The organism is Mumia zhuanghuii (assembly GCF_042681565.1).
GTDB lineage: Bacteria > Actinomycetota > Actinomycetes > Propionibacteriales > Nocardioidaceae > Mumia.
Window position 1 is genome coordinate 1,003,355 of the sequence record NZ_JBHUFT010000008.1, and the last position, 22,952, is coordinate 1,026,306.

Consider the following 22,952-nt stretch of genomic DNA (forward strand, 5'->3'; position numbering starts at 1 on the left):
GAGACGGACCCCCTCCGTTGACAGCTGGCTCGTTACTCGATCACGCCGACCGAGACGATCTTGCCGTCCTGAACCTTGTAGCCGTAAACGGGAAGCTCGGTGAGCTCACCGGTCTCGTCCCACTTGAACTTCTTGCTGATGCCCTGGGCGTCGTAGTTCTTGACCCAGTCCTTCAGCTTCGCGCGGTCCTGGTTGCCGGCGTCGATGCCCGCGAGGAGCACCGTCGTGGCGTCGTAGCCCTCGACCGAGTAGGTGCCCGGAGCAGTGCCGTTCGAGACCTTCTCGTAGGCGTCGGCGAAGCTGGTGATCAGCTCGCCCGGGATGCACGGGCAGGTGAAGTAGGCGTTGCTCGAGGCATCGCCGGCCTGCTTGATGAACTGGTCGTCCTTGACGCCGTCAGGGCCGATGAAGGCGCCCTTGTAGCCCTTGGCCACCAGCTGCTGGTTGAACGGCGCAGCCTCGGCGTAGTAGCCCGAGTAGAACACCGCATCCGGGTTCTCCGCGAGGATCTTGGAGATCGTCGCCGAGAAGTCCTTCTGACCCGTTGTCACCGCGTCGGTGCCGGCGAGGCTGTCGGCGAGCGCCTCGGTGGTCGAGGTGGCGAGGCCGATGCCGTAGTCGGAGTCGTCCTGGACGACGTAGACGCTCTTGGCGCCGATCTTCTCGGCGAGAGTTGGGACGGCCGGGCCCTGGACGTTGTCGTTGCCCAGACCACGGAAGAAGGTCGTCCAGCCGTTGGTCGTCAGCAGCGGGTTGGTCGCCGACGGCGTGATGTGGACGAGGCCGGCCTGCTCGAGGATGTTGCCGGTCGCCTTCGACTCACCGGAGAACGGAAGACCGATGACTCCGATGATGTTCTCGTCGTTGGTCGCCTGCGTCACCGGGCCGGTCGCCTTGTTGGGGTCGCCCTCGGTGTCGAACTTGCGCAGCTGGACCTGGCAGTCCTTGTTGGCCTCGTTGTGCTCGTTGATCGCGAGCTGGACGCCGTTGACGATGTTGATGCCCAGCTGGGCGTTGGGGCCGGTCTCGGCACCGATGTAGGCGAGGGTGGTCGTCGCCGGGCACTCGGCCTTGCCGTCGCCTGCAGGCGTGACGGCGTCCGCAGGAGCCTCGATCGAGGTCTGGACCTCGAGCTCAGGCGCTGTGGAGCTGTTGTCGCTGCCGCCGCCGTCGTCGTCGTTGTTGGCACACCCGGCCAGGGCCAGGGTCAGCGCTGCGGCTACTGCGAGCGCCTTCGTGGAACGAGACACGATGGTGTCCTCCGATTCGTTGGTGCCCGGCCCGTGGATCGTCTCGGGGCGGACGTGCGTCCCAATGCATTAACTGCATCGTTGTAGCACAGCGGCGGTGCTTCCGAACCCCGAAGATTCCAAGCCGTTATGAAACCGGCGCGAAGTTGACGGCATCCGGTTGTACGCGGCAACCGTGCGTGTGAAGAGGACCGTAGCGGACGCAGGTTGCGAAAAGATTTCCGCGGGTGCTGAGTAGCAGCGACCATGAAGTGCCGGGTGCGGGACTCGAACCCGCACATCCTTTCGGACAGTGGTTTTTGAGACCACCGCGTCTACCATTCCGCCAACCCGGCCCGGCGCGGCGCGTCGAACGCGCGGGATAACCTTCTCACGTGACTTCCGCAGAGAGCACCCCTGGTGCGCGCCCGACCGTGCGCCGTGTCGTCATCGCCGAGGACGAGGCCCTGATCCGTCTGGACCTCGCCGAGATGCTCGCCGAGGAAGGCGTCGAGGTCGTCGGTCAGGCGGCCGACGGCGAGCAGGCCGTCGCCCTTGTGGAGGAGCTGCGACCCGACCTCGTGGTCATGGACGTCAAGATGCCCAAGCTCGACGGCATCTCGGCCGCCGAGCGCATCGCGTCTCAACGCATCGCGCCCGTCGTCATGCTCACGGCGTTCAGCCAGCGCGAGCTCGTCGAGCGGGCGCGCGACGCCGGCGCCATGGCCTACCTCGTCAAGCCGTTCAGCAAGTCCGACCTCGTCCCCGCGATCGAGATGGCGGTGAGCCGCTTCGCCGAGATCGCCGCCCTGGAGGCGGAGGTCGCGGGACTCGAGGACCGTCTCGAGACGCGTCGGGCCGTCGAGCGCGCCAAGGGGCTCCTCCAGGAGGCGCTCGGGATCACCGAGCCGCAGGCGTTCCGCTGGATCCAGAAGACCGCGATGGACCTGCGCATGTCGATGCGCGCTGTTGCCGAGGGGGTCGTCGACCACGGCCCTGCGCTCGGTGGTGCGGCGGGCGTCGCGGACACGTCCGACGTGCAGTAGCGACCTTCTCCCCGTCCCGTTCGGCGTCACGCCACGCATCGGCGGATGCCCGCTCCTCGCCCGCTCCCGCCCGACCTCACCGCACCTCGTACGCGATGTCCTTCGCGAACGAGGTGGAGGAAGCTCGGCTCGCCCTCCCGACGGCAGCCGGGTCGACGGCGCGACGCGGCATCGGCTGCTCGGGTACGACGAGGGACCGGAGCTCCCGCTCGAGTTCGTGATCGACCAGGACCAGCACCGCGAGCTGGACGGGGTCTTCCTGCACCGGACGCTCGCGTTTCCACCCCTCGACACCGTCGGAGTCACGCCGGCGGCAGCGTTCATCCGGTGCTGCGAGCGGCAACGGCTGATCGACCTCGTCAAGCGTGGCGACTGGTTGTTGCACCGCGGCCACATGGCTCTCGGGGGGCTCGTCGAGCTTGCGACCGAGCAAGCGTGGCGACCGGGTCGGCTCGCGTGCGCTGATGTTGCTGGTGCACCGCCTCCTGCGCGAGCGCGGCTACGACGGTCCGGCGCCCGCCTTCGGTGCGCAGTGGCGTGCGCTGTTCGAGGTGGTTCCCGGGCGTCGTCCGCGCCGTGCGTCCCGACGGCGCGCCCGCGGGGTCCGCAGGCGCTCAGCGCAGCCAGATCACGGACTGCACGAGCACGGGCGCGACGATCAGCGCCGGGAGCATGTCACCCACCGCGATCGGGCGGATGTTGAGCAGCCGCAGGGCGACTCCGATGAGCAGCACGCCACCCGTCGCCGTCAGGGCGATGACGTGCGGCTCGGGCACGAACGAGCCCATGACCGCACCGAGGATCGTGAACCCGCCCTGGATCACACCCACCGCGAGGGCCGACGCCATCACCCCGACGCCGAGCGAGGCGGCGAACGCGATCGCCGCGAATCCGTCGAGCGCCGACTTGAGCAGCAGCTGCTGCGCGCCGCCGCCGAGCCCGTCGGTGATCGACCCGAGGATGGTGAGCGGCCCGACGCAGAAGACCAGCGACGCCGTCATGAATCCTTCGACGAAACGTGCACGCGCCCCCTCGTCGGCGGCACCGCCCATCCGTGCCTGGAGGACGACGCCGACATGCTCGAGGCGGTGCTCGATCCGCAGCAGCGAGCCGATGAACCCGCCGAGGACGACGGCCCCCAGCACGATCAGCACCGGCGCGCTCGGCCCCACGGCGTCGGACAGGAGCCGGTCGGTGACCGCGACGGCCGACAGGGCGGCGATGAGCAGGGTCACGAGCCCGAGGCCGTCGGTGACGACGGCGCGGGTGCGTGCGGGAAGCCGGTGGCCGACCAGGAGCCCGATGCCCGACCCGGCCAGCACTGCGAGCACGTTCACGACCGTCCCAGCCCCGATGAACACTGGCTCTCCTCGGCTCGTCCGGGTGCCGCCCCGACCTTGTGACAGGAGCGCCCACCACGGCGTAGTGTTTCACCCTTGAGTCGACCCGAGGGGGGCCTGGTGGCACGTATGCCGCTGGAGGTGCGTGAGGCGGTTCCCGCCGACGCGAAGACACTGATCGACCTCTGGAGGGTGTGCGTGTCGGGAGACCCGGGCACGGCTGAAGCGACCACGATGACGGTGGTTGCCTGGCAAGAGCCCTCGGTCGCCGAGGCCACCGAGGCCCTGGGGCTCCTCGATACCGATGCGCGCCGACGCCTGTGCGTGGCGACGATCGCCGACCAGGTGGTCGGTGCGATCCAGGTCGAGCTGGCCCCGCAGACACCGCTCCACCTGAGCAGCATGGTCATCGTGAGCGAGCTGCACGTCCATCCGCGCTTCCGCCGCCGAGGGATCGCGTCCTCGCTGATGAGCGTCGCCGTCGACTGGGCCGAGGACGCCGGCTCGAGCCTGGTGTACGCGTGGGCGCCGTCCGCCTCCCGCGACGCCCACCGGTTCCTCACGCGGATCGGTTTCGGCCAGTTCGCGACCGTACGCGCAGCCCGGGTGCGGATCCTGCGCGCCCGTGCTGCGAAGCGGGCGAGCGGGCGGAGCACTGGGAGGCTGATCGCGGTGCGTCGCTCCCTGCTCCGTACGCACGACGCGCTGGCCCGGACCGCCCGCGAGTGACCGCCCGCGACCGACGTCACGCGGCTGGCCGCCCGACGAACGGGGGCGCGATCCGCGTCGGTGGCGACCGTTAGAGTCGGTGCGTGGACTCGACCAGCACCGCTGACCCTGCTCTCGCCGACTCCGGCCGCCTCCTCCTCATCGACGGCCACTCGGTGGCCTACCGGGCCTTCTTCGCCCTCCCCGTCGAGAACTTCTCGACCACGACGGGCCAGCACACCAACGCGGTCTACGGCTTCACGTCCATGCTGATCAACGTCCTGCGCGACGAGCAGCCGACCCACCTGGCGGTCGCGTTCGACGTCTCGCGCAAGACCTTCCGGCGCGAGGAGTACGCCGAGTACAAGGCCAACCGCTCCAAGTCGCCCGACGAGTTCACCGGCCAGGTCGCCCTGATCAAGGAAGTCCTCGACGCGCTGCACGTGACCTACCTCGAGCTGGAGGGCTTCGAGGCCGACGACATCATCGGCACCCTGGCGACGCGGGCGGAGCAGGACGGCTTCGAGGTGCTCATCTGCACCGGCGACCGCGACGCGCTCCAGCTGGTCACCGACACCACGACCGTGCTCTACCCGCGCAAGGGCGTCTCTGACCTCGCACGCATGACTCCGCAGGCGGTGGAGGAGAAGTACGGCGTCGTCCCAGCGCGCTACCCGGACGTCGCCGCCCTGGTCGGCGAGACCAGCGACAACCTCCCCGGCGTCCCCGGGGTCGGCCCCAAGACCGCGGCCAAGTGGCTCGCCCAGTTCGACGGCCTCGACGGCCTGGTCCGCGATGCCGACAAGGTCACTGGCAAGGCGGGGCAGTCATTCCGCGACCACCTGGCCGACGTCATCCGCAACCGCCGCATCAACGCCCTGGTGCGCGATCTCGACCTCCCGGTCACCACCGCCGACCTCGCTCTCCAGCCGTGGGACCGCGACGCCGTCCACCAGGTCTTCGACGGCCTGGAGTTCCGGGTGCTGCGCGACCGGCTGTTCCAGACCCTCTCGACCGAGGAGCCCGAGGCCGAGGAGGGCTTCGAGGTCTCCGGCGTAGTCCTCGGTGAGGGCGAGGTCGCGGCCTGGCTTGACGAGCACGTGCCCGAGGGGGTGCCGGTCGGCGTCCGCGTCGGCGGATCCTGGGGCCGGGGGACCGGCCGCGTGGACACGCTCGCGCTCGCCACGGGCAACGACGGCGCGGCGTGGTTCGACGTGGCGACGCTGACGCCGTCGGACGAAGCCGCCGTGGCCGCGTGGCTCGCCGACGGCGCGCGGCCCAAGGTGCTCCACGACGCTAAGGGCCCGATCCTCGCCCTCCGCGCGCAGGGGTGGACGGTCGCCGGCCTCGCGAGCGACACCGCACTCGCCGCCTACCTGGCGCGGCCCGACCAGCGGTCGTACGACCTCGAGGACCTGGCCCTGCGCTACCTCCACCGCGAGCTGCGCGTCGAGGACCACGGCGACCAGCTCACCCTCGATGTCGCCGACGACGCCGCCGCGCAGGACGCGATGCTCCAGGCCGCTGCGGTCGTCGAGCTGAGCGGTGCGCTCGACGCCGAGCTCGACAAGCAGGGCGGGCGTACGCTCCTCGACACCGTCGAGCTTCCCCTCGTCAGCGTGCTGGCCGACATGGAGGAGGTCGGCGTCGCCGTCGACACCGACGCGCTCGAGACCCTCGAGGAGGAGTTCGCGACGCGCGTCCGTACGGCGGCCGACGAGGCGTACGAGGTGATCGGCAAGGAGATCAACCTGGGTTCGCCCAAGCAGCTCCAGGTCGTCCTGTTCGACGAGCTCGGCATGCCCAAGACCAAGCGCACCAAGACCGGATACACGACAGATGCCGATGCGCTCCAGCAGCTCTACGCCAAGACCGAGCACCCATTCCTCCTGCACCTCCTCGAGCACCGCGACGCGACCCGGCTGCGGGTGACGGTCGAGGGGCTCCGCAAGACGGTCGCGCCGGACGGCCGCATCCACACCACGTACAACCAGACGATCGCCGCGACCGGGCGCCTCAGCTCGGCCGACCCCAACCTCCAGAACATCCCGATCAGGACGGCCGCGGGGCGCCGCATCCGTGAGGCCTTCGTCGTCGGCACGGGCTACGACACGCTGCTCACGGCCGACTACAGTCAGATCGAAATGCGGATCATGGCCGACCTCTCCGAGGAGCAGGCGCTGATCGACGCCTTCAACTCCGGCGCCGACTTCCACACGATCACGGCGTCGCGCGTGTTCCAGGTCGAGCCCGAGGCCATCGACGTCGGCATGCGCTCACGCATCAAGGCGATGAACTACGGCCTCGCGTACGGGCTGTCCTCGTACGGGCTGAGCCAGCAGCTCGGCATCGAGACGCGCGAGGCGCAGGCGCTGATGGACGAGTACTTCACGCAGTTCGGCGGCGTGCGCGACTACCTGCGCGGCGTCGTCGACGATGCCCGTCGTACGGGCTTCACCGAGACGATCATGGGCCGTCGCCGCTATCTCCCCGACCTGGTGAGCGACAACCGTCAGCGCCGCGAGATGGCCGAGCGGATGGCGCTCAACGCCCCGATCCAGGGTTCGGCGGCCGACATCATCAAGGTCGCCATGCTCGGGGTGGACCGCGCGCTGCGCGAGGCCGACCTTCGCTCGCGGATGCTGCTGCAGGTCCACGACGAGCTCGTGCTCGAGGTGGCCGCGGACGAGAAGGACGCCGTCGAGCAGATCGTGCGCGACGAGATGGCGCGGGCCGCCGACCTCAAGGTGCCGCTCGACGTGTCGGTCGGCATCGGCCGCTCGTGGCACGAGGCGGGCCACTAGCCCGGTCTCACCCACAAGGGGTGACGGAGTCGGAGCCGTTCGGGGTCACGGTGGGTATGAGACACCCGACCCGACGGAGGTGGGCCGATGCGCCCCGACCGCCACGCGCGCTCGATGCTGCCGATCCCTGATCGCCGGCCACCAGGACTGACGACGTACGACGCCAAGGACCCGGAGACCTCGTACCCGCCGATCGAGCCGCTCCTCCCTCCCGAGGGCGCACCCAACGTGCTGGTTATCTTGCTGGACGACGTCGGTTTCGGCGCCTCGAGCGTGTTCGGGGGGCCGTGCCGTACGCCGACCGCGGAGCGACTCGCGGCCGGCGGGCTTCGCTACAACCGGTTCCACACGACGGCGTTGTGCGCGCCGACCCGGCAGGCGCTGCTGACCGGGCGCAACCACCACTCCGTCGGCATGGGCAGCATCACCGAGACCGCGACCTCGGCCCCGGGCAACAGCTCGCTGCGCCCGAACACCAAGGCGCCGTTGGCGATGACGCTCAAGCTCAACGGCTACTCGACGGCGCAGTACGGCAAGTGTCACGAGGTGCCGGTGTGGCAGTCATCGCCGCTCGGTCCGTTCGACGCGTGGCCGTCCGGTGGCGGCGGGTTCGAGACGTTCTACGGCTTCATCGGCGGCGAGAACAACCAGTGGGATCCCGCTCTGTACGACGGGACGACGCCGGTCGAGCCACCCCGTACCGCGGAGGAGGGCTACCACCTCACCGAGGACCTCGCGGACCGGGCGACCAGCTGGATGCGGCAGCAGAAGGCACTGATGCCCGACAAGCCGTTCTTCGTCTACTTCGCGCCCGGGGCGACGCATGCGCCTCACCACGTCCCGAAGGAGTGGGCCGACCGCTACGCGGGGGCGTTCGACGAGGGCTGGGACGTCCAGCGGGAGCGGACCTTCGCTCGCCAGAAGGAGCTCGGCGTGATCCCGGGGGACGCCGACCTCACTGTCCGGCACGACGAGATCACCGCGTGGGACGACATGCCGGACGAGCTGAAGCCGGTGCTCGCGCGTCAGATGGAGGTGTACGCGGGCTTCCTCGAGCACACCGACCACCAGGTCGGGCGCCTGGTCGACACGCTCGAGGAGCTCGACATCCTCGACAGCACGCTCGTCTACTACATCATCGGCGACAACGGGGCGTCCGCCGAGGGCACGATGAACGGCGCCTTCAACGAGATGGCCAACTTCAATGGGATGGCCGCGATCGAGACGCCCGAGTTCATGCTCAGCAAGAAGGACGAGCTCGGCTCGCCCGAGTCGTACAACCACTATTCCGTCGGTTGGGCGTGGGCGATGAACACGCCGTTCCAGTGGACGAAGCAGATCGCCTCCCACTGGGGCGGCACGCGCAACGGCACGATCGTCCACTGGCCGGACCAGATCGCGGACAAGGGTGGCGTCCGCTCGCAGTTCACCCACGTGATCGACATCGCGCCCACAGTCCTCGAGGCCGCCGGGCTGCCGGAGCCGACGATGGTCAACGGCGTGCTCCAGTCGCCGATGGAAGGGACGAGCATGGCGTACTCGTTCACCGACACGGAAGCAGCAGAGCGCCACGACCTGCAGTACTTCGAGATGTTCGGCAACCGCGGGATCTACCACCGCGGCTGGAGCGCCGTCACCAAGCACCGGACGCCGTGGGTCATGCTCGGCAGCAACGTTCCGCCATTCGACGACGACCTCTGGGAGCTGTATGACAGCAGCACCGACTACAGCCAGGCCCACGACCTGGCCGCTGAGAACCCTGAGCTGCTCGCCAAACTCCAGCGGCTGTGGCTGATCGAGGCCACCAAGTACGACGTGCTCCCGATGGACGACCGTCTGGCTGAGCGCATCGACCCGGCGGCGGCGGGGAGGCCGACGCTGATCCACGGCGACTCCCAGCTGTTCTTCCCTGGCATGGGGCGGCTGTCGGAGAACAGCGTCGTGAGCATCAAGAACAGGTCGTTCTCCGTTACCGCCGACGTCGAGGTCCCTGACGGCGGTGCCGAGGGCGTGATCATCGCCCAGGGTGGACGGTTCGGGGGTTGGTGCCTGTACGCGAAGGACGGCCACGCGAAGTTCGTCTACAACGTGCTCGGCATCCACGAGTTCGCGACCGTGGCGGATGCGCCGATCCCGTCCGGCCGCCATCAGGTGCGGATCGAGTTCGCGTACGACGGGGGCGGGCTCGCGAAGGGCGGCGACGTCACGCTCTTCCACGACGGCGACCAGGTCGGTTCGGGGCGGGTCGAGGCGACCCAGCCGATGGTCTTCTCGGCTGACGAGACGACGGACATCGGCTATGAGTCGGGGACGACCGTGTCGCGCGACTACACCGCGGCGAGCAGCAGGTTCACTGGGACCGTGCACTGGGTCCAGATCGACGTCGGTTCCGACGATCACGACCATTTCATCGACCCCGACGAGCGTCTGCGGGTCGCGATGGCGCGCCAGTAGGGGCGGGTCAGCCGGCGGCGCGCACCGCACGGGACTCGCGGTACGACATCGCCCACGCGGCTGCGGCCACGACCGCTGCCGTCCCGACCATCGTGACGACGACCCCCGCGACGTGCAGGGGCAGGACGAGGATGAGCGTCGCCGCGACGGCGCTCGCGATCCACAGCACCGCCACGATGCCGTGAGAGCGGCGCGCGAGGGCGTCGAAGACGAGGAGTTGGACGATTGCGAGCAGCGATCCCTCGAGGGCGAAGAGCCACAGCAGCGGCTGGACCTCGGCATACTGGTCACCGCCGACGAGGATGAGCGCGATCCCGGATAGCGCGGCCGTCACGGCCGTCGCGACGGCACCGACGACGGCGACCGCGAGGGTGGCGAGGCGGCGCGCGCGATCGGCGCGGGCGCGGGCGAGCCGGGGGAACGCGACGATGCTGACGAACTGCGGGAGGAACAGCGCCGCCTTCGTGAGGATGAGGCCGGCGCCGTACAGCCCGCTGTCATGGGGGTCGAGAGCGACGCGCGCCAGGAGCGCGTCGAGATTGCTGAGGACCAGGTAGGCGAGCATCGCGTGCGAGCCCGCCAGCACCTCCCAGACGTACGGGCGGGCGCCGCCGACGCCGCCTGCCCGCAGGAGCCTGCCGCACACGAGGATCGGGAGCCATGCGCCGACCATCACACCGGCGACCGCGGCGGTCGGCGTCGCGCTGATCAGCATCGCGGCCGTCCCGAACACGATGCGGCCGAGCCCGCTGGTCACGTACACGACCGACAGCGACGTCCAGCGGTGCTGGCCCTGGGCGATCCCCGCGAGCGCGCCCATCAGCGTGAGCGGGACGACCGCGGCGCCGCACAGCACCACGGGCCAGGCCGAGTCGAGCCGGAGGACATCGGCGATGAGCGGGCTCAGCACGGCGAGCACGCCACCCACGGCCGCGCCCATGCCGACGGAGACCGCGGTCGCTGTCGCGGCGATGCGGTCGGCCGAGCCGGGGGAGACGGCGATCCGGCGGGCGGTGGTCGTCTGCACCGCGAGGGATCCGACATTGGCGACGAGGATGACGCCGAGCAGCGCGGTGAGCGCGCCGAACGAGGCAGGGACCAAGAGGCGGGCGGCGAGCAGGGTGAACGCGTACGCGCCGACGTTCTGGACCATCATCGCGACGGCGATGCGGCCTCCGGCGCTCACTGCGGTCGAAGGGCGGCTCGGTGGGGGCGCAGACACGGACCCGATATAACCATGCGTGATGGGACGACGTCTTTTGGGGAACGCGTGGCCGTGGGTCATGGCGCTGCTGGTGTGCGCGCCGATGCTCGCCTCCGGCTACGTCCTGTCGTACGACATGGTCTTCGTCCCGAGGCTGGACATCACCCGCCCGGACGTGTGGGGACTGGGATCGGCGACCCCGCGGGCGGTCCCGTCCGACGCGGTCGTCGCGGTCGCGAACCTCGTGGTCCCCGGCTGGCTCCTCCAGAAGGTGGTCCTCGTCGGGAGCCTGGTCGCCGCCGGTGCCGGCGCGATGCGGATGCTGGGTCGGTTCGGGCTCGGCGCGCAGCTCGCAGGCACGACGTGGTTCGTCTGGAACCCGTACGTCGCCGAGCGACTCGTCATCGGGCACTGGCCGCTCCTGGTCGCGTACGCCGCGCTCCCGTGGCTCGTCGTCGCGTGCCTGGAGGTTCGTGAGGGCGGTACCCCGCGATGGTGGCGCTGGGTCGTGCTGCTCGCCGCAACCGCGCTGAGCCCGGCCTCGGGCGTGATCGGCGCGGTGCTGGCGGTGTCGGTGTGCGGGTGGCGGCGCTGTGGTCGGGTCGGCCTCGTGGCGGTGGTGGTGAACCTGCCGTGGATCGTCGCCGGGTTCGCGCACGCCGGTGCGGGCCGTAGCGACCCGGCGGGCGTCGCGGTGTTCGCGCTGCAGCCCGAGGCGGGCCTGGGCCGGCTGGGCGCGGCGCTGAGCCTCGGCGGCATCTGGAACGTCGACGTGGTTCCGGACTCTCGCGACCTCGTGACGGCGACGCTCTTCTGCCTGGTCCTGTGGACCGTGATGGCGGTCGGCGCGGTGACCGCATGGCGGGGTGGTCCGGCCCGAGAGCCCGTACGCGCGCTGGTGCCCGCCGCGGTGATCGCACTGGCCATCGCCCTGGTCGGGGCGTATGTGCCGGCGGTGCTGGAGTGGGTCGTCGAGGTCGTGCCGGGTGGCGGGCTGCTGCGTGACGGCGCGCGCTACCTCGCCCTGCTCGCGCCACTGCAGGCCGTCCTCGTCGCGGCGGGCGTGGCGGCGCTGGCGGGCCGGGTGCGTGACGGTTTCGCGCGGACCTCCGTCCTCGTGGTGGCCGTCCTGCTTCCGATCGCGGTGATGCCCGACCTGGCGTGGGGCGCCGCCGGCCGGCTCGAGGCGGTCTCGTACCCCGCCGAGTGGGACGAGGCGCGGGCGGCGATCGCCGACAGCGATGCCGAGGGCGACCTGGTCTCACTGCCGTTCGGCGCGTTCCGCGCACCGGCATGGAACGACGGCCGGGTGGTCCTCGACCCGGCCGGGCGCTACTTCCCGCGGGAGACGGTCGTCGACGACGAGCTCGTGGTCTCGGGGACGGTCGTGGGCGGCGAGGACGCGCGCGCGGCGGCGGTCCGCGAGGCACTGGCCTCCGACGATCCCGCCGCTACCCTGCGCGCGGAGGGGATCGGCCTGGTGGTCGTGGCCCTCGACGCGTTCGGAGCCGACGACCTCGACGAGCTCCAGGCGGAGCTGGAGCCGCTGTTCACCGGCGAGGAGATCGCCGTGTACGAGGTGCCGTCGGACGCGCGGTAACGGGTCAGGTCACGACTTCGCCACGGTGTTGGTGGGTTCGCCCTACCGGCTGGTACCCTGGCGGCTCGGACTTCAGGAGGGAAGATACTCGTGGGCAGTTTCCTTGGTGGCGTGGCCGCGATCGTCGTCGGCGCCGGCCTCGGTGCGGCAACCGTCGTTGGTGTCGTTCAGTCGCAGGCGACGTCGGACAACCCGACGCAGCCGACGTCTTCCGTCGTCAACTACGGCGCGAACCGCTGACGACCCACTGAGCCCTCCGCCGTGAGGGCTCGCCAGGTTTTATCGAGAGGGCTTCGCCAGGACACTGGCGAAGCCCTCTCTCGTCTGTGTCCAGGTGAAGGCGCGGCTCTTGTCGAGGGCACCCTTGCCGAGCCGCTCACGCAGCGCGTCGTCGGTCATCAGGTGACGGACAGCCGCGACGAACTCGGCCTGGTCGTCCACGAGGACGCCCGAATCGCCGTCGTCGACGGACTCCTGGGTGCCGCCGGCCGAGCGGTAGGCGACGGTGGGTGTGCTGTGCGAGCCGGCCTCACCCACGACCAGCCCCCAGCCCTCCTTGAGTGAGGGGAGGAGCATCAGCCAGGACGACGCGTACACGTCGTGCTTCGCGCGCTCGTCCACGAACCCGGTGAACACGACGCGGTCGGCGACCCCGCGACCGGCGGCGTACGCGCGCAGCTCGTCCTCCCACCAGCCGTCGCCGACGACGGTGAGAGTCAGGTCGGGGAGCTCGGTGAGTGCGGCGACGGCGTCGATGGCGTGCTCGACCTGCTTGTGCGGGACGAGGCGACCGACGACGCACATCGATGGGTGCGTCGAGCGCTCGACGTCGGTGGCAGGAGTCGGGTCTGTGCCGTTGTGGACCACGGAGACGCGCTCGCGTCCCACACCGAGGGCGACGAGCTCGTCGCGCGTCGCGGTCGAGACGGCGACGTAGCGGGAGCGGCGGTAGAGCCGCGGCGCGACCCAGGACTCGATCCACCACCCGACACGACCGACGAGGCCGGGATAGACGACCGGCCACTGCTCGCGGTGGACGTGGTGGACCAGCACCACGACGGGCTTGCGGGTCGCGAGCCGGGTGAAGAACGGAAGGCCGTTCTGGACATCGACGACGAGGTCGACGTGGCCGAACCGGCGCAGCAGCAGGCGGAGGAACGCGAACACGTAGACGGCCATCTTGTCGCCGCGGCGGACGAAACGGATCCCGTCGCGCAGCTCGTCGCGCGGCGCCTGGTCGTGCGCGGCGCAGAACACGGTGACGCGGTCACCGCGCTCGACCAGCCCTCGCGCGACCTCCTCGACGAACCGTTCGGAGCCGCCGCCCTCGGGGTTGCGGGTGTCGCGCCAGTTGCAGATCAGCACGTGGCGCCCCGGCCGCAGTGTCGGCAGGCTCGTTGGCATGTCGTGGTCTCCCTCCCAGCAGCCGCCAAGGTTACCAGCGAGTCAAGGGACGTCGGGTCGGCTCACACCCCGTCGGCTAAGGTCGGCGCGTGACCGCTCCCTCCCCCGTTCTCGCGCGCCCGACGCTGGGCAGGTCCGTCCGCCTCTTCCGGGCGCACCGGGTGGAGCAGAGCGACCCTGATCGCTTCTACGGGATGCTCGCCGCCGATTCCGTGGCCCAGCTGTCCCGCTACGGGTCGTTGGACGGCAGCCATGTGCTCGACGTCGGCGGCGGTCCGGGCTATTTCGCGAACGCCTTCCGGTGCGCCGGTGCGCGTTACACGCCCCTGGACTCCGACCTCGGCGAGCTCTCCGGGCTCGGTGACCCGGAGCCGGGGACGGTCATCGGCAGCGGGATGTCGCTGCCGTTCCGCGACGGAGCGTTCGACGTCACCTATTCCTCGAACGTGCTCGAGCACGTGCCCGAGCCGTGGACGATGGCCGACGAGATGATGCGCGTGACGCGTCCCGGCGGCCTGGTCTACCTCTCGTACACGCTCTGGTTCGGGCCCTGGGGCGGGCACGAGACCGCCCCGTGGCACTACCTGGGCGGCTACCGCGCTGCCGATCGCTACGCCCGTACGCACGGTAAGCGGCCCAAGAACGACTTCGGCACGTCCCTGTTCCCGGTCACCGCGCGCGACGGGCTGCGCTGGGCGCGTGAGCAGACCGCGGGCGAGGTGCTGGAGACGATGCCGCGCTACCACCCGTGGTGGGCGTGGTGGACCCTGCGCGTGCCCGCGCTACGGGAGGTGACGACGTGGAACCTCGCGATCGTCGTCCGGAAGCACTGACCTGGCGCTTCCGCCTGTTCGCGATCAGCCTCGGGCTGGTCGCGCTCGCGTTCGTTCAGTCGCCGGGGCGGGTCGTCACCGACACCAAGCTCGACCTCACCGTCGACCCCGGCGGTTTCCTGGCGCGGGCACTGACGATGTGGGACCCGGTCGGCGCGTTCGGACAGGTCCAGAACCAGGCGTACGGCTATCTGTTCCCGATGGGGCCGTTCTTCTGGCTCGGTGATGCCGTCACGCTTGAGCCGTGGGTGATCCAGCGCCTGTGGTGGTCGCTGCTGCTCGTCACCGCGTTCCTCGGGATGGTCAAGCTCGCCGGCGCGCTGCGCATCGGTGCCCCGTGGGCTCGGGTCGTTGCCGCGCTCGCGTACGCGCTGTCGCCGCGCATCCTGTCGGTCATCGGACCGAGCTCGATCGAGGTCTGGCCGATGGCGCTCGCGCCGTGGGTGCTCGTGCCGCTGGTGATCGGGATGCGCAAGCACGATCCACGCTGGATGGCGGCGCTCAGCGCGCTCGCGGTGGCCTGCGTCGGCGGGGTTAACGCCGTCGCCACGTTCGCGGTGATCCCGCTCGGTGCACTGTGGCTCCTGCTCTCCCCAGCCTCGCCGCGGCGCCGCTCGCTGATGATCTGGTGGCCGGTCTTCGTGCTGCTCGGCACGCTGTGGTGGCTGATCCCGCTGTTCCTGCTCGGGGAGTACAGCCCGCCCTTCCTCGACTACATCGAGAGCGCGTCGACGACGACGTTCGCCGCGACGCTGTTCGACGCGCTGCGCGGCACGAGCGACTGGGTGCCGTACGTCGATATGAACTCGGTGGCTGGCAACGACCTCATCCGCTCGATCGGGCTGATCGCCAACGGCGCCGTCGTCGTCGCGCTGGGCGTGGTCGGGATCGCGACACGCGGGACGCCGCACCGGCGGTTCCTGCTGTCGGGCGTCGTCCTGGGGCTCGTGCTCGTCACCCTCGGTCACACCGGCGCCGTGGACGGCTGGGGCGCCGACTCGCTCCAGCGCGCGCTGGACGGTCTCCTCGCCCCGCTGCGCAACACCCACAAGTTCGACCTGCTCATCAGGATCCCGCTCGTGCTGGGTCTCGCCCACCTCCTCACCGTGGCCGGCGCGAGGGCGAGGTCGGCGGACCAGGCCCGCACCCTGCGGGTCGGGGTCGCAGTGCTCGGCGTCGCCGCGGTGGTCGGCGCGACCGTGCCCGCATGGACGGGTCAGCTGGCTAACCGCGGCACGTTCGCCGAGATCCCGCAGTACTGGCGCCAGGCCTCGACGTGGCTCGCCGAGCATGACACCGGCAGCCGCGCGATGGTCGTCCCCGCGGCGTCCTTCGGCGAGTACCTGTGGGGACGGACGGGTGACGACGTCCTCCAGCCGTTGGCGGAGTCGCCCTGGGCGGTCCGCAACGTCATCCCGCTCGCCCCCGGCGGCAACATCCGCACGCTCGACGTCATCGAGCAGCGGCTTGCCGAGGGCAAGGGCTCAGCGGGTCTCGCGCGCAACCTCGAGCGATCAGGCGTGCGCTATCTCGTCGTCCGCAACGATCTTGCGATCGGCACCGCACACACCGACCTGGAGCGCGTGTACGCGACGCTCGCCGGTTCGCCTGGCATCACCTCGGTCGCCCGCTTCGGGCCTACGCTCGGCGGCGACCCGGTTGTCACCAGCAAGGAGGGCGACGACGTCTTCGTCAACGGAGGCTGGCTGGCCGACCGGCCGGCGGTCGAGGTCTTCGCCGTGGGCGGGGGAGGGGGCCCCGTCAGCGAGCAGCCCGTCGGCGACACGTCCGTCGTGGCGGGGGGGCCGGCCTCGTTGCTGGCGCTCGACGAGTACGCCGGAGCGTCCGGGGCCTCGATCCTCGCCGATGACTACCCGTCCGACGATCGGCCGTCCCACGTGGTGCTCTCCGACGGGGCGCGCCGCCAGGAGCAGGCGTTCGGGCGGGTCGAGCAAAACCGTTCGGCCGCGCTCGACCCCGCGTCGCCGTACACGATCGACCGGCCCGTCCACGACTACCGTGTCAGCCCGACGGAGGACTTCGTCTCCGAGCCGCGGTTGGTGGGGGCGAAGCGCATCGCCGCATCGTCCTCGGCGGGGTACGCCTCGTCGTCCGGCGCCGTGGTCCCTGGCCAGCAGCCCTGGTCGGCCTTCGACGGCGATCCTCGTACGTCCTGGCGCGCCGGCGGCGACGACGCGAGTGCGCGGTCGTGGCTGGAGCTGGAGCTCGGTGGCCCGGTCGCGCTCGACCAGCTCGCCGTGACCCTCGACCCCCGTGCCGAGCGCAACCGGCGCCTCGTCATCGAGACCGACGACGAGAGCGTCGAAGTCGACGTCGAGCCAGGCTTGCCCGTGGATGTCCCGCTGTCGGGTGCGGGCACGACGAAGGTTCGGATCAGTGGTCAGGGCAGCCTGCTCGACCCGCTGGCGATCTCCGACGTCTCGCTGCCCGGTCTGGAGATCACCCGCCCGCTCGTGATGCCCGAGCTCCCCACGTCGTGGGGCGTGCCGGACCAGATCGTGATGACGGTGGACGGTGCGTACCGGTCCGGCTGCCTCGATGTCCGAGGCGAGGCGCGCTGCGTCGCCGGGCAGGAGCAGTGGGGTGAGGACGGACGCTCGCTCGACCGCGAGGTCACGCTCGGTGCCGACGCCACGTACGACGCCACGTTGCGGGTGGCACCCATCGGCGGCGCGGCTCTCGACGCGGCCCTGCAGCAGGGCCGTTTCGCCTCGGCCTCGGCCAGCTCGTACCTCGTCGAGTCCCCGGGCGACAGCGTCCTGCGTGCGGTCGACGGCGACCGCGGCACGGGTTGGGTCGCGGCGGAGGACGACAACGACCCGCACCTGACGCTCCAGTGGCTCGGCACGCGACGCGTCAGCCAGGTCCGCGTCGTGACCGATCGCGCACTGAGCGCGTCGATCCCGCGCGAGGTCACGCTGCGCTTCTCCGACGGCACCGAACGCGAGGTCGCGCTCGACGGCTCGGGCCTGGCCCGGTTCCGGCCGGTCGCCGCGTCCTGGGTCCAGGTGCGTTTCGGCGACCTCGAAACGCGACGCGCCCTCGATACAGCGGGCTTCTCGCGCCCGCTCCCCGTCGGGGTGAGCGAGATCAGCCTGCCGAGCAACCCGCGGCTGTTCCCGACCACCGGAGCCAACGACCGCCGGGTCGCGCGGTGCGGGGAGGGCCCGGCCGTGGAGATCGACGGCGTGACACACGTGACGCGCGTGGACGCCTCCGCGACCGACGTTCTTGCCGGAGGCGAGACCTTCGCGGAGATCTGCGGCCCCAACGCGATCGACCTCACCGAGGGGAGGCACCGGATCCGTGTGCTCGGCACGGAGACCTTCCGTCCGACCGCGCTCGTCCTGGGCGATGCACCCGAGCCTGTCGTCCCGACGACGACGCGCCCGTCGGACTGGGGTGCCACCGAGCGTTCGGTCGACCTCGCGTCCGACGCCGAGGGCGAGCGGCTCGTGACGGTCGCCGAGAACCACAATGCCGGATGGCAGGACACCGAGGGCCGCTCGCCGGTCCAGGTCAACGGCTGGCAGCAGGGGTGGTTCGTCGGTGAGGACGAGAAGTCGCTGGCGCTGTCCTACGCGCCCGCCACGCCCTACCGGGTCGGGCTCGGGGCAGGGCTGCTCACGCTCCTTGTGCTCCTCTTGGTCGTGCTCCGGCGTGGTCGCCGGAGCTTCGCTCCTGTCGCGCCGCGCTCCGCCGTCCGTCGGCCCGTGATGGCCCTGGTCGGCGGTGTCGTCGCCGTCGGGCTCGTCGCAGGCTTCGCCGGTGTGGTGGCCGCGGCCGTGGGCTGGGCGGTGGGCCTGGTCGTACGCCGCTGGTCCGACGACACCCCGGCGTGGGCGGCAGGCGGTGCCGTCCTCGTGGCGGCCGGTGCCTATGTGATCCGGCCGTGGGGGGCGGAGTCGGGCTGGGCCGGAGAGCTCGCCTGGCCTCAGCTGGTCGTGCTGGTGGGGCTCGGACTCGTCGCGTCCTGCGTCGTCGGCGGCTTGCGACGGCCGAGGTTGCGCAACCGCATGCTTGGACGCTCGACGACGCGGTAGAGGATCTCGGCGACTGCGAGACTGATCGCGAGAGTGAGCACCCACAGCTCGAGCCAGCGCCCGCCGAACAGCTCCATGTCGCGCCACTCGAAGACCAGCATCAGCACGGTCATGTGGACGCAGAAGAGGCCGTACGAAATGTGGCCGAGGTGGCGCGCCCACGGCACCGACAGCGCCTGTCCGAAGCGAGTGCTGTCCGGCGCGAACACGCCAGGGAGCACGACAAGCCCCGCGATCGCGGCGTACAGCAAGTGCTTGAGCGTCGCCTCGCTAAAGGTCGGGACATCCAGCGTCGCCGGACCGGCCACGGGCGTCGACGAGATCACGAGCAGTGCCGCTGCGAGCACCCAGCACGTCCAGGGGGTCTCGCCAAGACGTCGGACGATGAGCAGACGCTGCGGCATGTCCGGAGTCGGGAGGGACACCGTTGCCAGCGCCAGGCCCGCCGCGAACCAGCTGAGGTAGGCCGGGAGCCACTGCGCTGCGAAGGTCGTCTCGATGCCCATCCAGGTGTACAGGCCAGACGTCCAGGCGATGTTCACCGCGACGAGCACCGCGCACAGGACGAGAACCCGGCCTGGATGCCAGCGCGAGCGGCACAGCAGACGTGCTACCAGGAGCGCAAGGAGCGGGAGGACGAGGTAGAACGCCACCTCGACCGCCAGGCTCCACATCTGGGCCAGCCCGAGGGGATAGGCCCCTTCGCCGTACAGCGTGGTCAGAGTGAGGTTCTTGACCCAGGTCAGGGGCGACGCGCCGTGGTTCTCCTCGAGGAGGAGCATCGCCGCGACGACCGCGATCCAGTAGACCGGCAGGATGCGTAGGGCCCGCTTCCAGAGGTAGCGGCCGGCACCCGGGAGCCGGCGCCGCTCAGCGATCGCGAGCAGGTACGGGCGGCCGAGGAGGAACCCGGAGAGCACGAAGAAGATGGCGACGCCGATGTCGAGCCGCGACGCGACCGCGCCCCAGGCGCCGCTGGTGTAGAGACCTGCCTGGAACGCCGTGTGCGTCGTCAGGACGAAGAGCGCGGCGATCGCGCGGAGGGTGTCGAGCACCGGGAAGACCGGGGCACGCTCCTCGACGAGCACGGGCCCGGCGGTCACAGCGACGGCTCCAGGTCGCCCACCACGATCCTGTCGACGCACAGCGTCACGTCGCCGACCGGTCGTACCTCGATCGTCTCGATGTCGCCCTCCACGTCGACGAAGAGTGTGTGCGGGCCGCGCCTGACGTCGACGACATCGGTGCGCTCGCCCGTACGGACGGTCACGCGCCCGTTGCCCGACCCGAGATAGGACATCGCGAGCCACTGACCAGGGTAGTCGTGGACGGTCTGCCCGAACGCGAACGTCCGGGGTCGGTCCACGAGGACGCCGCAGCCGGGGGTCCCGACGAGCTCCGCGTGGATGCCCTCAGGCACGTGTGCGGCTCGAATCATGCCATCGTCGTTGAGCACGGAGAGGTCGGTGGCTGCGCGCGGCGTGGCGAAGAGGTCACCGACCGGCGCGAGGAGGTATGAGGGCTTGTGGTACGGGTGGGTGTTGGCCCACATGACGGGGTCCGGGACCGGCTCGTCGGCGAGGGGTCGGCCGGGATTCCCCTCGAGCTCGTCGACGGCCGTGCCGACGAACGCGCGCGTCGGAAAGTCGTCGTGCCACGGTGCGACGTACGTCAAAGTCGACCACACGCCGCCGAGGCCAACGACCAGGCCGAGGGCCACCAGGAGCGGGCGAGGCGGCGCCCAAGAGAGCAGGGGAGGGTCACGCGGCTCGCTCGGCTCGGTCGCCCCGACGATCGGGAGGAACATCGCTCCGACAGCGAGCACGGTGAGGGCGAAGACGTCGGCGATGTAGCGGGGTTCGCGCCCGACGAGCGCCCCGAGGAACTCGGCACGGCTGGTCGCGAGGAGCGCGTAGCTGAAGACGAGCGAGGTCGCGACCAGCACGAGCGCGCGCGCCGCCCGTCGACGGGTCAGGAGTGCGAACGCGAGGACGAGACCTACGAGGACCGCCGAGGCCGTCGCGGCGAGCGCCGGAGGGAAGACCACCTGGACGGGGTCGTTGAACATCTCCCAGCGCCAAGGGCCGCCGACGAGCCCGGGAAGGAGCGTTCGGGTGAGGACCGTCTCGGCGAGGCCCGCATAGTCGGTGTCGTCCCCGAGCGAGTTGATCGACGGCGCGACGGCGAGGTAGATGCCCGCGTAGGCCGCCGTCACGACTCCGTACATCAACCAGGCCGGCCAGAAGGTGCGCAAGGACCCAAGGGCGCGCCCCCGAAGGCGGCCCTTGGCGAAGTAAGCGAGCGTCAGCAGCACGAGCAGGACGGGAACGACGAGGGTCTTGACGTACGCGAGGTAGCCGACGACGAGCAGCAGGGTCGTCGCCGAGGCATACCGCAGGAGCCGTGTCCGTAGGTAGAGGACGTGGGTCGCGATCGCGCCGAACAGCACGATCTGCAGCGGCAGCTGGTTGAGCGCGACGGCCCACCACATGTCCGACGGCACGGTGAGCGCCGACGTCAGGTACCACGCGAGGAGCCAGACGATCGCGGGGCGGTCGCCGAAGAGCGTGCGCAGCGCGAACCAGCACGCCAGCGATGCCAGCGCCTGCAGGACCATGATCTCGAGGGCCGCGATCGGCCAGGCGAACCCGCCCGGAAGGGAGGCGAGCGCGGCGAGGCCGAGGCCGAGGGGCATGACCTGGGCGTCGTGCGGTCCGAGGACGGACGACCAGCTGATGCCGTCGCGGGCGAAGTCGGAGAGGAAGACGAAGTCGTCGGTGTAGAACCACCCGCCGAACACCGCCCAGGCGCGGAAGGCGACCTGCACGGCGATCAGGACCAGCGCGACGGCCGTGACCTTCTGGGCGCGCGACAGGTCGGCAGGGATCCAACCACGGACGGCCCGCTTCGTGTCCGCGGCAAGTGAGCTCACCGGACGAGTGTAGGTGCCGGATAAGTCACGCTGAGCAGGGAACCCAGGCGCCGAGTTGCTGGCGATGCCGAATCGTTGTGAGCCGAAGGCCGTAGTTCTCACTACCGGCTGGTAGTGTCGCGTCCGTCTCATCGACTGTGAGGGAGTTCACGTGGGCAAGAAGACCGGGTTCGCAGCCGTCGTCATCGGCGCGTTCCTCCTGGTTCTGGCCGTCCTGGCCAAGACGTATGCGTACGACCAGTTGGCCACCGTGCCGCTCGACCAGGAGACCGAGACCGTCTCCAAGACGGCGCCGGGTGACGACGCCACCTATCTCAACGTCGGAGCCGAGGGTGGCCCCGCCATCGAGACCGGCCCGCTGGAGTCGCGCCGCTTCGTCGTCGGTCAGGTCGAGGCCAGCAAGGAGGCCAGCGACGAGCTCGACGAGGACATCGCGGTGTGGGACACCTTCTCCTTCACGGCGCCTCCGGGCACCGCTTCCGAGGACGCCCTGAGCGGCACGCGTGACCTCGTTCCGTTCGAGCGCTACTCCGGCGAGACCGTCCGGTGGACCGGTGCGAGCACCGAGACCAGCGGTGTCAAGATCGAGCCGACCGTGTTCTACGGCCAGTACTTCAAGTTCCCCTTCAACACCCAGAAGGAGGACTACGAGTTCTGGGACGGGTCCGTCAAGAAGGCGACGCCTGTCACGTACGAGGGCACCGACGAGCTTGAGGGCCTCTCGGTCTACAAGTTCGTCCAGGAGATCGAGCCGGTCAAGATCGCCGAGCTGCAGGTCCCGGGCAACCTCGTGGGCAGCACCGAGGCGACCGTGCTGGCGGACCGCATCTACGGCAACACCCGCACCCTCTGGGTCGAGCCGGAGACCGGCGTCATCATCAAGGGCCAGGAGGCGCAGCTCGCGACGCTCGAGGTCGACGGCGAGACCAAGGCGACGATCACCGACGCCAAGCTCGGCTACGACGACGAGACGGTCAAGGCGACGGTCGACGACTACGCCACCAAGGCCTCGCTGCTCAAGATGATCCGCGTCTGGATCCCCTTGATCGGCGGCATCCTCGGTGTGGTGCTCGTCCTCGGTGGAGCCGTGATCCTGCTCCGCGGCCGCAATGGCGGCGACGACACCCCGAAGCACGCGTCGTCCGACTCCGACGCGCCAGCCGACACCGCGAGCGCGAAGGTGTGATCGTCTGACGTCCTCGTGGTTGGGCTGACTACGATGACGTCGATGTCTTCCGAGAGCACGACCCCCAGCCCACTCGACGAGCGCGCACAGGACCTGTGCGCGCTCGTCGACGCTTCTCCGTCGCCCTTCCACCTGTGCGAGGAGGTCG

General features: G+C 70.4%; 16 protein-coding genes and 1 tRNA gene. 9 read left to right on the plus strand and 8 right to left on the minus strand.

What is annotated here, in order from left to right:
* Positions 1 to 32: 32 nt before the first annotated feature.
* Both ACFSDF_RS13250 and ACFSDF_RS13255 read right to left on the minus strand, forming a co-directional pair.
* A complete protein-coding gene (locus ACFSDF_RS13250) occupies positions 33 to 1,250 on the minus strand; it encodes a branched-chain amino acid ABC transporter substrate-binding protein (protein WP_167008530.1) in 1,218 nt (405 codons plus the stop codon).
* A 252-nt stretch (positions 1,251 to 1,502) separates the two neighbouring features.
* Positions 1,503 to 1,585 (minus strand) — tRNA-Leu (locus ACFSDF_RS13255).
* Between the two features lie 39 nt (positions 1,586 to 1,624).
* On the opposite strand from ACFSDF_RS13255, the gene ACFSDF_RS13260 reads away from it, so the two are divergent.
* Positions 1,625 to 2,275: an ANTAR domain-containing response regulator gene (locus ACFSDF_RS13260; RefSeq protein ID WP_243845173.1), complete on the plus strand. Its 651-nt coding sequence runs from the start codon at positions 1,625 to 1,627 to the stop codon at positions 2,273 to 2,275.
* Between the two features lie 76 nt (positions 2,276 to 2,351).
* Here the strand turns inward: ACFSDF_RS13260 and ACFSDF_RS13265 are convergent, their stop codons facing one another.
* Together ACFSDF_RS13265 and ACFSDF_RS13270 are read right to left on the minus strand one after the other, a co-directional pair.
* On the minus strand, positions 2,352 to 2,660 hold the full coding sequence (locus tag ACFSDF_RS13265; protein WP_167008532.1) for a hypothetical protein: 309 nt from the start codon (positions 2,658 to 2,660) through the stop codon (positions 2,352 to 2,354).
* 229 nt (positions 2,661 to 2,889) lie between these two features.
* Positions 2,890 to 3,636, minus strand: a complete 747-nt coding sequence (locus ACFSDF_RS13270) for a DUF554 domain-containing protein (protein WP_167008533.1) — start codon at positions 3,634 to 3,636, stop codon at positions 2,890 to 2,892.
* 108 nt (positions 3,637 to 3,744) lie between these two features.
* On the opposite strand from ACFSDF_RS13270, the gene ACFSDF_RS13275 reads away from it, so the two are divergent.
* The 3 genes from ACFSDF_RS13275 (at position 3,745) to ACFSDF_RS13285 (ending at position 9,581) form a co-directional block, all read left to right on the plus strand.
* Complete coding sequence (locus ACFSDF_RS13275; RefSeq protein ID WP_377159059.1) at positions 3,745 to 4,344, plus strand: GNAT family N-acetyltransferase; 600 nt, start codon at positions 3,745 to 3,747, stop codon at positions 4,342 to 4,344.
* A gap of 83 nt (positions 4,345 to 4,427) precedes the next feature.
* Positions 4,428 to 7,127 carry a DNA polymerase I gene (polA, locus tag ACFSDF_RS13280; RefSeq protein WP_167251876.1) on the plus strand — a complete coding sequence of 900 codons (2,700 nt, stop codon included), beginning with the start codon at positions 4,428 to 4,430 and terminating at the stop codon, positions 7,125 to 7,127.
* 87 nt (positions 7,128 to 7,214) lie between these two features.
* Complete coding sequence (locus ACFSDF_RS13285) at positions 7,215 to 9,581, plus strand: arylsulfatase (protein WP_167008539.1); 2,367 nt, start codon at positions 7,215 to 7,217, stop codon at positions 9,579 to 9,581.
* Between the two features lie 7 nt (positions 9,582 to 9,588).
* On the opposite strand, the gene ACFSDF_RS13290 is transcribed toward ACFSDF_RS13285, so the two are convergent.
* Complete coding sequence (locus ACFSDF_RS13290) at positions 9,589 to 10,803, minus strand: lipopolysaccharide biosynthesis protein (RefSeq protein ID WP_167008541.1); 1,215 nt, start codon at positions 10,801 to 10,803, stop codon at positions 9,589 to 9,591.
* Between the two features lie 22 nt (positions 10,804 to 10,825).
* On the opposite strand from ACFSDF_RS13290, the gene ACFSDF_RS13295 reads away from it, so the two are divergent.
* Both ACFSDF_RS13295 and ACFSDF_RS13300 read left to right on the plus strand, forming a co-directional pair.
* Positions 10,826 to 12,385: an MmpA family trehalose lipid delivery protein gene (locus ACFSDF_RS13295; RefSeq protein ID WP_167008543.1), complete on the plus strand. Its 1,560-nt coding sequence runs from the start codon at positions 10,826 to 10,828 to the stop codon at positions 12,383 to 12,385.
* 90 nt (positions 12,386 to 12,475) lie between these two features.
* Positions 12,476 to 12,625 carry a DUF2613 family protein gene (locus tag ACFSDF_RS13300; protein WP_208322517.1) on the plus strand — a complete coding sequence of 50 codons (150 nt, stop codon included), beginning with the start codon at positions 12,476 to 12,478 and terminating at the stop codon, positions 12,623 to 12,625.
* A gap of 39 nt (positions 12,626 to 12,664) precedes the next feature.
* Here ACFSDF_RS13300 and ACFSDF_RS13305 read toward each other — a convergent pair whose 3' ends face one another.
* Positions 12,665 to 13,789, minus strand: a complete 1,125-nt coding sequence (locus ACFSDF_RS13305; protein ID WP_167008546.1) for a glycosyltransferase family 4 protein — start codon at positions 13,787 to 13,789, stop codon at positions 12,665 to 12,667.
* Positions 13,790 to 13,878: 89 nt separating this feature from the next.
* Here ACFSDF_RS13305 and ACFSDF_RS13310 point away from each other — a divergent pair, with 89 nt between their 5' ends.
* Together ACFSDF_RS13310 and ACFSDF_RS13315 are read left to right on the plus strand one after the other, a co-directional pair.
* Complete coding sequence (locus ACFSDF_RS13310) at positions 13,879 to 14,622, plus strand: class I SAM-dependent methyltransferase (RefSeq protein ID WP_167008549.1); 744 nt, start codon at positions 13,879 to 13,881, stop codon at positions 14,620 to 14,622.
* Positions 14,589 to 18,686, plus strand: a complete 4,098-nt coding sequence (locus tag ACFSDF_RS13315) for an alpha-(1->3)-arabinofuranosyltransferase (RefSeq protein WP_167008552.1) — start codon at positions 14,589 to 14,591, stop codon at positions 18,684 to 18,686. The genes ACFSDF_RS13310 and ACFSDF_RS13315 overlap by 34 nt, the downstream gene beginning before the upstream one ends.
* Here the strand turns inward: ACFSDF_RS13315 and ACFSDF_RS13320 are convergent.
* Both ACFSDF_RS13320 and ACFSDF_RS13325 read right to left on the minus strand, forming a co-directional pair.
* On the minus strand, positions 18,578 to 19,789 hold the full coding sequence (locus ACFSDF_RS13320; protein WP_167008555.1) for an acyltransferase family protein: 1,212 nt from the start codon (positions 19,787 to 19,789) through the stop codon (positions 18,578 to 18,580). The genes ACFSDF_RS13315 and ACFSDF_RS13320 overlap by 109 nt on opposite strands.
* Complete coding sequence (locus ACFSDF_RS13325; protein ID WP_167008558.1) at positions 19,786 to 21,618, minus strand: DUF2339 domain-containing protein; 1,833 nt, start codon at positions 21,616 to 21,618, stop codon at positions 19,786 to 19,788. The genes ACFSDF_RS13320 and ACFSDF_RS13325 overlap by 4 nt, the downstream gene beginning before the upstream one ends.
* Before the next feature lie 151 nt (positions 21,619 to 21,769).
* Between ACFSDF_RS13325 and pgfA the strand changes: the two genes are divergently transcribed.
* Positions 21,770 to 22,804: a cell envelope lipid trafficking protein PgfA gene (pgfA, locus tag ACFSDF_RS13330; protein WP_167008561.1), complete on the plus strand. Its 1,035-nt coding sequence runs from the start codon at positions 21,770 to 21,772 to the stop codon at positions 22,802 to 22,804.
* Positions 22,805 to 22,952: the final 148 nt, after the last annotated feature.